This is a genomic window from Novipirellula aureliae, assembly GCF_007860185.1.
Lineage (GTDB): Bacteria > Planctomycetota > Planctomycetia > Pirellulales > Pirellulaceae > Novipirellula_A > Novipirellula_A aureliae.
The window spans coordinates 303594-316664 of sequence record NZ_SJPY01000004.1; the positions used below are offsets into that span (position 1 = coordinate 303594).

The following is a 13071-nucleotide window of genomic DNA, read 5'->3' on the forward strand; positions in this document are numbered from 1 at the left end:
TCTCCGCAACTTAACAAACATACAGCAGCCTCCCTGCAATCGGCTAAAGCCTGCACTCCAATCTATGTGGAAACGGACGGCCTTTGCGCCCCCTTAGTGGATTCTTCTGTTCCTTTGGGTTGGTTTTTGGACAATTAGATCTGTTGACCTGCGAGAGTGGCTTCTTCTACGATCCGCCAGACCTTTTCAGCTCTCACGGACCTTCTGCGGTAGATCATGCTAAATAAATTGTTGATGTGCAAAGAACATTGTTTTGGCAGCTCTTGCTCGGATAGGCTTTCGTTGGCGTTTGCGCTGTTTGTTGGTTTTTTTGTAGCTTCTTCGGCGTGGGGGGAAGGCCCCACTTTGCAGGCTGTCTCGGACGCTCAAAGCCTCTCGATTGAGCAGGTTGAACGGGCGATTGCGAAAACGAAGGAATCGAAGGATATCGACGAGGCAACTCGTAGCCAGATGCTCGACAACTTCACCGCTGCGCTCAACAATTTGAAGTCGGCTGCCGAGCATGAGGCGAAGGAGGCGACGTTGATTGCGGAAACCCAAACGGTCGCAGCCCGCTTGGAGCAACTCAAAAAGCGGCGCAGCGAACTGAAGGACAAACAACCTGCCGTCGATCCAAAGCTGACCTTAGCAGAACTCGAGCAATTGCTTCCGCAAACCGAATTGCAATTGTCTTCTCAGAAGAAGGCTCGGCAAGCCGCTGAATCCGAACTTCAACTTCGGGCTCAACGGCGGAAAGACATTCCTGCTCGCATCGTCGCGATTGGCGAACGAGTCACGAACACCGAATCTCAGTTACAGATACTCGCATCAGCAGACGCTGACGCGGGATCAGCCTCATTCGCAACGAGATTGGTGACCCGCCGACTGACTCTCGTCAAAGAACTACCCGCTCTCGAAGCTGAGCTTGCCAAATACGATGCCGAAGAATCCGCCGACCTGATTCGTTCGAAAATCGACTTGGCGAATGCTGAAATCGGTTACACCGAAAAAACAATCGCAAGCTTGCAAGCCCGAATCAATGAGGCTCGCGAGTTGGCGGCCGAAGAATCGGTACGCAAAGCCAGGTATGAAGCGATTGCAGCGGCCCCTGCGTTGCAAGCCTATGCCGAACAGAACCAAGAACTCGCCGAAAAAGCGAAACGAGTCACCGAGGATTTAGCGGCGGCCCAGCGCGATTTGAAATCGGCGGTTGAGGTTCACGAAGCACTCGTCAACCAATTTCGAGTGACTCGCAACAAGGTCGATCTGGTGGGGCTCACTAGCTCTGTCGGTACGCTGCTTCGAAAACAACGAACGAGTCTACCTGACGTGTCCGAGCGGCGTGAAGCGGTTGCGATGCGGCAGCCACTGATAAACGACATTCAGTATGAGCTACTCGAATACGAGGACCTACGCAGTGAAGTCGCCGAGCCGCAAAAATTACTGGCAACCATCGTCGAAGATTCTGGATCGATTGGTTCACTCGATCAAGCCTTGCTCGAATCTGCGGCTCAAGAATTATTGAGTCGCAAAGGCGAGTACCTCGATACGTTGATCCGAAATAGCAGCCAATACTTTCATGCTATGATTGAACTCGACTTGACCGATCAGCAAATCATTAAACAGGCTGCTGAATATGAAAATTACATCGATGAGCGAGTGTTGTGGATTCGTAGCGGTCGTAGCTTGTTATCGGGGCTGCAGTTCAATCCATCGGACGCGTGGTTGATCAGTCCCAAGAAGTGGTCGGAAGTGGGAACCGCGTTGGTCGTCGATATCCAGAAACGAATGGGCTTGTATCTGATTTGTCTCATTCCCATTGCGTTATTGTTCTTCAAGCGTCGGTCGATCCGTAGCCGAATTCGTTCGCTTGGTGAGACGACCGAGCGAGCGAATTGCAAGTCGATCACACCGACGATCCAAACGATCTTTTTGACGAACCTGGTGTCCCTTGAATGGTCTGCTTTGTTGGGATTCTTTGGTTGGAGGCTTTTCGAAAATCCCCTGCAGAGCGAGTTTGCGTCGGCGATCGGTAGCGGGTTACTGTGTGTGAGCTTGCTTTGGTTCGCCACCGAAATTCTGCGTCAAGCTTGTCGACCGATGGGGCTTGGTGAATCGCACTTTGGATGGTCCGAGCATTCGACGCGAACGCTGCGGCGAGGACTTCGCACCTTCGCCACTTTTGCATTCCCGCTGACAATGGTGACGACGACATTGGCGTGCTGTGAATCGTCTCATGGCCGTGATTCGCTCGAACGAATCTTTTTCGTCTTAGGCATGCTCACCGCATCGGTCGTTCTCTTCCGCTTGCTGATGCCCGGCGGATTGTTGCGAAGCTACTTGGCGAGCAATCCACGCGGTTGGGTCGACCGATTCAAATACGTTTGGGGGCTGCTGGGGATCTGCGTGCCGATGGCGTTAGCGGGACTTGCGATCGCAGGGTTTTATTACACGGCACAGATCCTTTTTTGGCGACTTTTTGCAACCTGGGCCTTCATCGCAACGGTCTACATGCTACGGGCATTCTGTTTCCGAATGCTGCTGCTCCGACGCCGCTATCTCAGCATGGAACAATTGCGTCAACGGGCCGCCGCGGCAGCCGCAACGACTCCATCGACTGACGAACACACACTGCAAAGTGTTTCGGGGATCACAACCGAGGACCCCAAAGCAGACATTTCGGCGCAAAGTCAACAAGCCCAGCGTCTGATTACGACCGGTTTGTTCTCTGCGTCGATGGTCGGATTGTGGTTGATATGGGTCGGAGTGCTACCGGCGCTCAGTATGCTGGACAACTATTGTGTTTGGGGAGGCACGGCAACGGGATATGCAGCGCACGTTCCGTCACTTTCTGCCTCTCCCATGTCAATGACGCCAGACCGTGATTCACAAGAAAGCGAGGATGAGAAATCGCCTGATAGACTCGACCGGGAACAAATGGTCTCTAATGTCGTCACCATCTCGGATCTAGCACTCGCAATTCTGATCGTTATCGTTTGCTTTGTATTGTTCCGAAATGGCCCTGGCCTTTTAGAAATGTCTGTCTTGCAGCAGTTGCCCCTTGATGCATCCGTAAGATACGCGATCACGACGTTGGTCAGCTATGCAATCGTACTGGTCGGCACGATCGCTGCCTGTTCAACGATTGGCCTACAGTGGTCGCAGATTCAATGGTTGGCGACGGCGTTAACCTTCGGGTTGGCGTTTGGGCTCCAAGAGATTTTTGCAAACTTTGTAGCCGGATTGATCATCTTGATTGAACGTCCCATTCGAGTCGGTGACATCGTCACGGTCGATGAAGTAACCGGGGTGGTATCGCGAATCCGTATCCGAGCGACGTCGATCACGAATTGGGACCGTAAAGAATATGTCGTTCCAAACAAAGAATTTATCACAGGTCGTTTGTTAAATTGGACGCTTTCCGACAAGGTCAACCGGATTGTCATCGAAGTGGGGGTCGCCTACGGTTCGGACACGGAGCGAGCTCGTCAAATTTTGCTGCAAACGGCAAATAGCCATCCGTTAACGCTCGACGATCCCGCGTCCGTGGCAACCTTTGAAGGGTTTGGTGACAGCACGCTCAAGATGGTGTTGAAAACCTACCTGGCTTCGTTCGATCATCGCGTGGAAACGATCCATCAATTGCATACCGAAATCAACAAAGCATTCCAAGCCGAAGGGATCGAGATCGCATTCCCACAATGCGACCTGCACGTTCGAAGTTTCCCGATGGCTCAAGACGTCGCTCTCCGCAGCGAGCAGATCGTCGAAGCCCAAGAAGTCGAGCGAGCCCAAGAAGTCGAGCAAGCCCGAGAAGCGGCGTGAGCCCGGGAAACGGCATGAATCGTATTCGCACAAATCGCGGGCCCCGATGGCCGTGAGCTATCGAGCGGCCGCGGCCCGCTCGAGCACGCGGTTCAACCTGCGATCAGGCTCGTTTTCTGAGAACGAACACGGCGTCGGTCAGGTCATCGTCCAACGTCCGCGGGTGGTCAATGTCGTAATCGAAGTCAAATGCTTGCAGCAACTCTAGTCGATTCGCTACCTTTTTTATCAAACTTTTGAATTGGCGAATCGTGTACAACCGAAGTGGGAATTCACTGCGCACTCGGTGAACCTTCCCACTTCGCGTTTCTGCTTTGATACTTGCTCTGAGCGTTTCGATTCGCTTCTTGCGATTAAATTCGATCACTCTCAAGGTTACATGTACCTTGGTCCCACCATGTGCGGCGGTCCATCGCTCCGTGCTCTCCTCTTCCGCATCCAGCGGGATACAGTGCAGACCGAGGATATAGATGCCGCCAGCGTGCAATTGATCGGCAACGTTATTTAGGTGTGCGATCGCATCCGCTTCGGTGGTCAGATGGCGAAAGGTGTTGAAGGTACAAAACGCAGCATCAAACCTGCTGCGAAAACTCATTTTCCTCATATCACCGAGGACCACCTGCGCCGTCAATTTTTGCCGAGCTAACCGTTTGCGAAGGTAGTCGAGCATCGGCTGGCTAAGGTCGACGCCGGTAACCGAATATCCACGACGCGCCAGCGCCACAACCAGCCGACCGCTGCCGCATCCAGGTTCGAGTAGTCGAACCGGTTTGTTGGGTAGAAAACGGTCGAATGCTGCTTCAAAAAACTCGATCTCCGCTGCCGTTTCGTCACGGAAAACCATGTCGAAATACTGAGGGTAATCGTACCAATTCTCGATCGTTGCCATGATGCCCTTACGAGGCTGCGGATTGAGCGGCTTCTGCAGCCACCGCGGCACTGCTACGACGCGTTCGCCGTTTCGTTTTGGCAGCCATCCATTCCTTCGTTAACGCTTCGAAGACCTCGGGCGTTTCGTATCGAACGATCGTCTTGCCCTCAGGCATCGGCCCGATCAATCCCCGTAAAATTGGCATTCCACGCAGATCCAAATCGGTGCTGCAATCGTCCGTTCCGACTTGTGCATGCACATTGATGATCGGGTCACAGGAAGCGTAGTCACGAATTAACAATGATCCATCTTTGCCGCGTGAAACGACGCGGAACGTATCTTTCTTGGCCATGGTGTCTCTTTTCGGAAAGGAGGGACGAGCAAACCGCTTGCTGACAAATGCCTGACACAAGAGCGTCGATGGAGATCCAGAGAGTCCTAAGTGATAAAGGGAGGGCACCACTTAAAACATGTCTTCAGGACGGATCCACATCGACGCTCGCCGACAACATCGAGGGCGTCATGTCTGGAAACTTCATCGTCTTGGCTCGGATGAAAAATAGATGAAAGAAGTTCTCGCCCGCGCACTGGGAACAGTGGTTTCAATGGGTACAAAACGAAATGGGTGTCGCAGCCGTGCTCACGAGAATTATCTGCTGCGAAGCGGATGATGAGATTATTGGGTACGATCATCAGTACCCGACTCGGCAATTCTTTCAGCATGGGGGGCGTGCGTCGCCACAACGAAGCATGAGGGTAAGCCTCTTTCGTGGCTTCGGCCTCCAGCCGCAGCTTACGGGGCAAGATGCCCCAGCCACTCTTTTGCCAAGCCTAAAATCAAGCGATGACAAAACACTCGTGGGCTACGTGTTCTCATTGTGAGACGTGTGGGGGCGATGCCCGCTCGGGTTCACCTGGTGTGGATAGGAGCTCGGGAACCGGCGCGCGTCTTGCCGCGAAAACAGGCAGTGCCTTGCAAGAAATACAATCTTTTTCAGCAGCAACTCGCCCCAACCACTGCAAATAAACTATTTCAGAAAAAGTAATGTATTTAGTGGCGGATTGTCATTCCCTATCAAACCTTAGTGGATTATTATGTTCCTATCGAGCCGAATTGGCCGATAATGTGGCGTAGATGACTGTCTTGTTGGCAAAATGCGACACGGTTTGTCCTTTTGACAACATGCTTTATGCAGATGAAATTTTTTTCTCGTGTCGTAAGTCATTTCCATGAAAAACTTTACGAAAAACACCCCGAAGAATGTATGAGTTGAGGCATACCGCTTGCTGTGAACTAAATCGTTGCTCAAAGCGTCTGAGTATTGTCGAATGACCTCAGGCATCTTTTGGGGCTTCGCCTATCATCAAATCAGCGGTTTGCTTACCTTATCCCCATGCGACGGACCGCGACCCAAGGAGTTTCCTCCAATGACGACTTCAAGCCAAACTCGAACTGCAACGATCAAGATCAATGATGCCCATTGGCAGGAATTGACGATGACGCTTTCGTTGGAATCGACCGAGTGTTTTGACCAATGGATGGACCGGCGGCTCAGTAAACTCGAAGATCGCCTACGCGAATTTTCCTCTGCCCAGGCAATCAAGAAGAGTCTCCGCTGATTCGGTGGTAGGTAGATCCACAGGGAGCAAATCCGCAGACGTCGTCATTATCGGTGCTGGCATCGTTGGGTTAGCGACCGCGACCGAGCTGCAATCTCGCGATCCGTCACTTTCGGTAAGCCTTGTCGAGGCGGAGGACCGGGTCGCGGTTCACCAGAGCGGACACAATTCAGGTGTCGTGCATTCGGGCATCTACTACAAACCGGGAAGCCATAAGGCTTTGACATGCCGTAGCGGAAAAAAACTCTTAACAGCGTTCTGCGAGGAAGAGAATATCCCACTCGATCGATGTGGGAAGGTCGTCGTCGCGACCTGCGAAAAGGAAATCACTTCCCTCGACAAAATTGCTAGGCGAGCAACGCAAAATGGCGTTGAGTATGAGCGAATCGATTCCGATCAGCTCCGCAAGTTGGAGCCTGCCGTCGCAGGCATCGCGGGGCTGCACGTCCCTGAAACCGGGATTGTCGACTACGCCACGGTTTGCCGAGCGATGCAAAAACGCATCATCGCTCGAGGAGGGATTGTGCGACTCGGTTTTCGGGTTGACCAAATCGATTGTGCCGATGGATCCATTGCGATCAAAAGCGAATTAGGGGCGACGGTCGAGTGCCGGCAATTTATCAATTGTGCGGGATTGCAGAGTGATCGAATTTTGAAGCTGGCGGGGAAAACACCGCAAGTGAAAATCGTGCCATTTCGAGGAGAGTATTACGAACTCGAATCGCAAAGCGAATCACTCGTTCGCAATCTTATCTACCCCGTCCCCGATCCAGCGTTCCCATTTCTGGGCGTCCACTTTACAAGAATGATTGGTGGTGGGGTTGAGTGTGGGCCCAATGCGGTCTTGGCATTGTCACGGCACGGTTATGATTGGAGATCGATCAATGCGAAAGACCTCGTCGAAACGCTGAGCTACGCCGGCTTTCGAAAGCTGGCTCTTTCGAATTGGCGGATGGGACTTGGGGAAATACATCGCTCACTATCAAAACGGGCATTTGTCAGAGCGCTTCAGAAGCTCGTTCCAGCGATCACAATCAATGATTTGAAGCAGAGACGTTCAGGAGTGCGTGCTCAAGCTGTTGCGGCCGATGGAACCTTGGTTGACGATTTTCTGATTGAAGAAACCGCCGGTGCCATTCACGTGCTCAACGCACCTTCACCCGCAGCGACGGCGTCCTTGGCCATCGCAAAACAGATTGTCGATCGTTTCTTCCTTTTGTCTGGGCAAACCGGCTAAGGGATTCCTCTGGGTTAGGTCGCAATTTTCTGAGCCGTGACGAGCCAACCTTGCACGGGGCGACCGGCTTCGTTTCGCTGAACCATTTTGCGGATCTCCAAAATTTCAAGGCCAGCCATTGTCGCCGCTTCGGCAATGTAGTCGCGTTGGTGCACGTAGCGTCCGTGAGGACACAATCCGTAACCAGTGTTCGGGCCGACGGTTTTGTGGCGTGAATCCTCCATCGATTCCAAAGTAAAAAGGATCCTACCGGACGGCTTCAAGCAATCGAATGCGGCACCAAGGACATCGTGGAGGACACCAAAGTAACAAAGTGTATCGGCAGCGACGATGAAATCGAATGTCGATGGATGAGACGCCATGAACCGTGTGATTTCGTCCTCGTGCAACTCGTCATACAGATTTCGTTTTGCCGCTTGGTCAAGCATCGCTTTGGATAAATCCACTCCGATCATTTTGGTAGCGGATGGCCGGAGGTGCGGACCGCATAATCCCGTCCCGCAGCCACAGTCAAGAACATCGACGTGGTTCTTGGGAAGTTCGAATTTACCGAAAGCATCGGCAATGCATTGAGGGCTTTGGTAGTCCAATCGAGCGAGTTGTCGATCGAAGGTCGCCGCAAAGCTTTCGTCAAAAGTCTCTTGAATGCATTGGTCGAGGCAGCGGGGTGGTGGCGGTGCATCCGAGATCGAAGCGAGCATGTGGTTGGCGGTCGCGTTATTCGGATCAGCCAACAACCACTGCTGCCACACCTCTTTCGCGTCATCGAAACGCTCCGCATCCACGAATGCTCGTCCCAGATTCTCGTAGGCCGCTGAAGAACTCGGGTCCCGTTCGATCGTTCGTCGATAATGCAGGGCGGCCTCGTCGATGCGTCCAGCTTCGGCCAACGAGTTGGCAAGATTGAAGTTCGCATCTGGAGAATCGGGGAACTGATCGACGGTTGCTTGAAAGCACTCGAGCGCCTCTTTGTTTCGCTCGGCTTCCAAAAGGGCCACCCCAAGATTAATCCTTGCCGCGAAGAAGTCGGATCGCCGATCGATGGCGAGCTCATAGTTGGCAATGGCCTGATCCAATTTGCCGACGGATTTTTGCGCAACGGCGAGGTTGTAGGGATAGAGGGAGTTTCCGAGATCGAACTCGGTCGCTTTGGCAAAGCATTCGATTGCTTCATGGAGTTCGCCTTCGCGTGCGTGGCAAACACCGAGCAAATGCCACGCCTGTGCATTCATCGGCTCCTCCCGAAGCCACTCGTCGCAGTTGGCCCGGGCAGCAGCGAAATCATTGGAGTTGATGTACTCGACCGTCTTTTCACGGAGGTTTGTTTGACAGTTGCTCATTGGAAGTGTTCTTAAAAAGCGTGTGCGTTGGGAGTGGAGCTTTGCTACGGTAAGCGTTATCGATCGAACGCAGGTATCGTGAACCAAAAAATGATCGTTCTGGGCAAATATCGCAAGGAAATTGGTGATTGGATCGCAGCATGATGGGGGGATTCGCAAACCATTCGCTACAATAGCCCGGTAGCCTTTCGCCTTCCAAACCCTTTGAGACCAATTGTACTGATGTCGTTATCCGCTAACGCTGGCGACGAAATCGTCCCTGGATTTACACTTGTTCGACGTCTCGGGTCGGGAATGGCCGGTGAGGTATGGGTGGCTAGAGCCTCAGGCGGCGTCCAGGTCGCCATGAAGATCATCCATGACATGGAGCTACTTGGCAGTCAGCGTGAACTTGGTGCTCTGCGGATCGTTCGTGAGGTCAAACATCCCAATCTCTGCCCGCTATTCGGTGTTTGGTTTTTCGATACTCAGGGCAACCTGCTCGATGCGACGGAAACCGAAGCGGTTTTCTATCGTGATCCGTCAATGGTCGAGACCAAAGCGATCGGCGGCGAAGGGGCGGGCGACACCGAATCAGGCGACGATAGCTTTATCACACCACAAGCGATTGGTACTTCGGCACCGATTCCGCCTCCTTCGCAAGCCTCCGACCGGCCCGGTCATCCCGTCCCCGCTCGGATGGTTGTCGCAATGGGGTTGGGAGAAAAAACGCTCTTCGATCGCTTGCAGGAAGTCCTTGTCGAAAAACAGCAAAGCAATGGGGCGGAGTCCGGCGGTATCGAAGTTCATGAATTGCTTCGATATTTGCATGCGTCCGCGTCCGCGATTGATGAATTGAATAAGCGATATCGTATCTATCACTGCGATATCAAGCCGCAAAATATTCTGGTCGTCGGTGGGCAAGCTCAAGTTTGCGATTTCGGACTCGCCCGCCAAGTCGTAAAGAGTCGACAGACGCAAATGGCATTCGGTACGCCTGCCTACGGTGCCCCGGAAATGTTGTTTGATCGAACCTATAGCAAGACGATCGATCAATACTCTTTGGCGATCACCTACTACGAACTCCGCACAGGTTCGTTGCCGTTCGATCGAATGACCCAGTCATCGCTGTTACAGGCCAAGGCAAGTGGGAAGTTAAACCTTGCATTGGTCTCGCCCAAAGAACGAAAGGTGATCGCCAAAGCAACCCGATTGGACCCCACCAAACGTTACCAAGATTGTCAATCGTTTGTCGCCGAGCTAAAGGCAGCCGTTGACCATCCACAAACCTCCTCTCGGATCGTCAAGCTAACGGGGATTTTTGCCAGTGTTCTGTTTCTGATCACCAGCTTGGGGTTTGCTGCCTGGATTTTGATGGACAAAGATCAGGGGCAACCCATTCCAAGGAATGGGATCGAAACGATACCCGATGTTGTCGTCAAGGAAGAAGAAGGAGGCGAGCCGAACCGACTTCCGCTTGAGACACCTCCCGTCGAAATCGCATCGCAGTCCGAACCAGCCCCTGGCGTTGTCGACGAGGACGAGTTGATGGAGCTTGAGTCGGAGTCGGCCAACGGCGAACCAACCGAAATGACCGTTTCACAGCCCACCGAGCCATCACGCGAGCCATCACGCGAGCCATCAACCGGGCCATCAACCGGGCCATCAACCGGGCCATCAACCGGGCCATCAACCGGGCCGCTTGCCGAACAACCACCCGATTTGAATTTTAAGTTAAAACAAGCGATAGCGTCTCATTCCCCAGTCAAAGAGCGGATTGTGGAGCAATACCGATTGCTTCAAGACGCCGAACCAGAAGAGCTGAAAGGATTGGATCCCGACCTACTGGACGCCTTGGTGCATGACATCTGTGCATCGATGCAGGTTCCATTTGATGCCTTCATCGAAGAGGAGCCGCTCGATCAAGGGTGGCTCGATCAAGTCGACGAGACGATTCGTTTTTTGGGACCGATCGTGTCGGAATCCGTTGCCAACGAACGGCGACTGGCACGGCTTGCACTCGCTCAGTTGCAACGACAATTGGCGAGCAAACCATCGGGAAATCTTGATGCGATCGTATCGCAAGTGGATGAAGTGCGTCAACGGTTCGATGCTAGCGGTCGCTTCGTGGATTTGGACTCGACCTCGGACGCAGCCTTGGCGGTTGCTTTTAGCTGGCCGCGAAGATGGGACCAAAACGACTGGGATGTGCTTCTTGCGAAGTCCGATCTCGAGCGGGCGATTGAGCGATCAGGCGAGACTTCGAAGCATTTTGTGAAATTAATGAAGTTGGACGGGCAATACCAGTTGCAAGCTGGTTGGGCGCTATGGCAGCGTGGTGAACCGAGGCTTGCTTTTGAAGCTTGGAAAACGCTCGCAGAGACGACTGGCTTGAACAACATGATCGCCGCGGACGAGAGAGAGCGTGCGGCGAGGCACCTGCTCGATTGGCTGATTCAATCTTCGAAAACGAACGATGACGAAATTGACTCGCTACGCTATTCGCGTATTCACCAAAGTGTTGGTGAGGTCCTAGACGTGGTGGAAAAACTTGCGACCGACTCGGACGAAATGCAACAGGCTTTGGCAGCCGAACGATTGCTCTGCTATCTCGCTGCTGGAGATTTTGAAGCGGCGGAAGACTCGTTGACTCGGCTTCAGAAAAGCGTTGATGAGCGGCTCTTGGATGGACTGAGTCCGCAACTCGGCCGAGCTGTTTTTGATCTGGCAGCGCATGGTTCCGCTGCGGAGAGTAAAACGGCAAGCACCAAATGGATCGATTGGTTGTGTACCGGCTGTCTTGCCCAGACAACCGATGACCTTTTTTTGGAGACCGAAGCATCGAAGCGGAAACGCCGCGACTTGTTTGTACGCTGCTATCGGCCCGTCATTGCAAACCAACGATCGCGGCTACACGCCTCGGAACTCGCGATCCCTGCGATCAACGACGACGTTGACGCGACCATTTTTGTCGAGTTTTGTGATGTTTTTGTGAAACTGGCTGGCAACCCGGATGGGCGAGAAATCTATCAAGATATCCTGGCTTGGCTCGGCGATGTTGAAATTGCCGCTGCGATTGCAGGTCAAGCTTCGAGCGATCCTGTAAACCGCGCCAATTTGTTCTGCATGGCTTGTGAAGCCTTTATGCAGTCGCGATATGAACAGCAAGATGATATCGGCATTGATGAGATCATTCAAACGATGCAGCAGTATCATCATCAAGCCACGCTACGGGGCAACACATCTCGCAGCGATTTCTTGCTGGCCAGAATCTACGATCAAAAAGGGTTCGCTGAATCGGACATTGGCCGCAGCGCTTCTTTCTATCAAGACGCCATCCGCCGTTACGATCGCCTCCTGGACTCGATCAACGAAGACGATGAGGGATTTCGTGGAAGCGTTCTGCGTTGCCGAGCCAGCGTTCGGCAGCGTCATGCGGCCCAATTAAAAGACTCTGCACAACGAGAATCGCTTCAACAAAAAGCACTCGCTGATGCACGCGAGGCGACGGGTCTGCATCCGTTCTGGCACGCCGACAACGACGATCGGCTCGAAACGTTGGCGGAGGTCGCTTGGGCAATCGCAAACAAGGCGACCTCGCTACCGATGGTGGAAAGAAACCAACTCTTCGATGAGGCAGCTGTCGCGATCGATCAAGCGATCGAAATTCGACGCCGGCATTCGCTCGATTACACCGCTTTAGCGCTCAAAAAGCTCAATGGATTGTGGATCGACATGTTGAGGAACGACAGTACGCCGCGGGCGGAACGGGCGAAACAGGCGGCTATCAAGTGGATGGACGAAATCAGCGATCGTGCCCAAGCGGAACGAAACGGTCAATTGGCGAGTCTGACGATCCGAGCCGATTCCGTTCGATTGTTGTGCCAATGGCATAGCCGCGCCGCGCGAATCTACGATATGAGCGGCGATAAACAGAGGGCGATTGGACACAGTGAAAAGGGGTATGAAATTGCGTCAAAATCACTTGATGTGGAAGATCCGCAAAGGCACATCACGTCACTGGAGTACGTGATCCTAAAAAGTGAATTGCTCGAAAATGGCAATCGTCCTCACGCTATGAACTCGTCCAATCGTGTTCTCGTCGAAGAACTGAAAAATATTTTGAACCAGATCCAAAACCCACGCCCTGAAATCCTTGAGAAAAAACAGTTGTTTGTGGACGCGCTCCAGAATTATTGAGTATGGGTCGGTAGTGCTTC

The 13071-nt window shown here is 52.9% G+C and carries 7 protein-coding genes; 4 read left to right on the forward strand and 3 right to left on the reverse strand.

From position 1 onward, the window contains the following. Positions 1-216: 216 nt before the first annotated feature. Entirely contained in the window at positions 217-3804 is a 3588-nt protein-coding gene (locus Q31b_RS13530; protein ID WP_231617553.1) for a mechanosensitive ion channel domain-containing protein, read from the forward strand. 103 nt (positions 3805-3907) lie between these two features. Here Q31b_RS13530 and Q31b_RS13535 read toward each other — a convergent pair whose 3' ends face one another. Further along, on the reverse strand, positions 3908-4693 hold the full coding sequence (locus Q31b_RS13535) for a class I SAM-dependent methyltransferase (RefSeq protein ID WP_231617554.1): 786 nt from the start codon (positions 4691-4693) through the stop codon (positions 3908-3910). A gap of 7 nt (positions 4694-4700) precedes the next feature. After that, positions 4701-5027 (reverse strand): hypothetical protein, encoded by a 327-nt coding sequence (locus Q31b_RS13540; RefSeq protein WP_146600220.1) that lies wholly within the window; start codon positions 5025-5027, stop codon positions 4701-4703. Positions 5028-6103: 1076 nt separating this feature from the next. On the opposite strand from Q31b_RS13540, the gene Q31b_RS13545 reads away from it, so the two are divergent. Further along, positions 6104-6295 (forward strand): hypothetical protein, encoded by a 192-nt coding sequence (locus Q31b_RS13545; protein WP_146600221.1) that lies wholly within the window; start codon positions 6104-6106, stop codon positions 6293-6295. 4 nt (positions 6296-6299) lie between these two features. Beyond that, on the forward strand, positions 6300-7532 hold the full coding sequence (gene lhgO, locus Q31b_RS13550) for an L-2-hydroxyglutarate oxidase (RefSeq protein WP_146600222.1): 1233 nt from the start codon (positions 6300-6302) through the stop codon (positions 7530-7532). 14 nt (positions 7533-7546) lie between these two features. On the opposite strand, the gene Q31b_RS13555 is transcribed toward lhgO, so the two are convergent. Further along, positions 7547-8872: a tetratricopeptide repeat protein gene (locus tag Q31b_RS13555; RefSeq protein WP_146600223.1), complete on the reverse strand. Its 1326-nt coding sequence runs from the start codon at positions 8870-8872 to the stop codon at positions 7547-7549. 222 nt (positions 8873-9094) lie between these two features. On the opposite strand from Q31b_RS13555, the gene Q31b_RS28225 reads away from it, so the two are divergent. Then, complete coding sequence (locus Q31b_RS28225) at positions 9095-13051, forward strand: protein kinase domain-containing protein (RefSeq protein WP_197171499.1); 3957 nt, start codon at positions 9095-9097, stop codon at positions 13049-13051. The last annotated feature ends 20 nt before the right edge of the window (positions 13052-13071 follow it).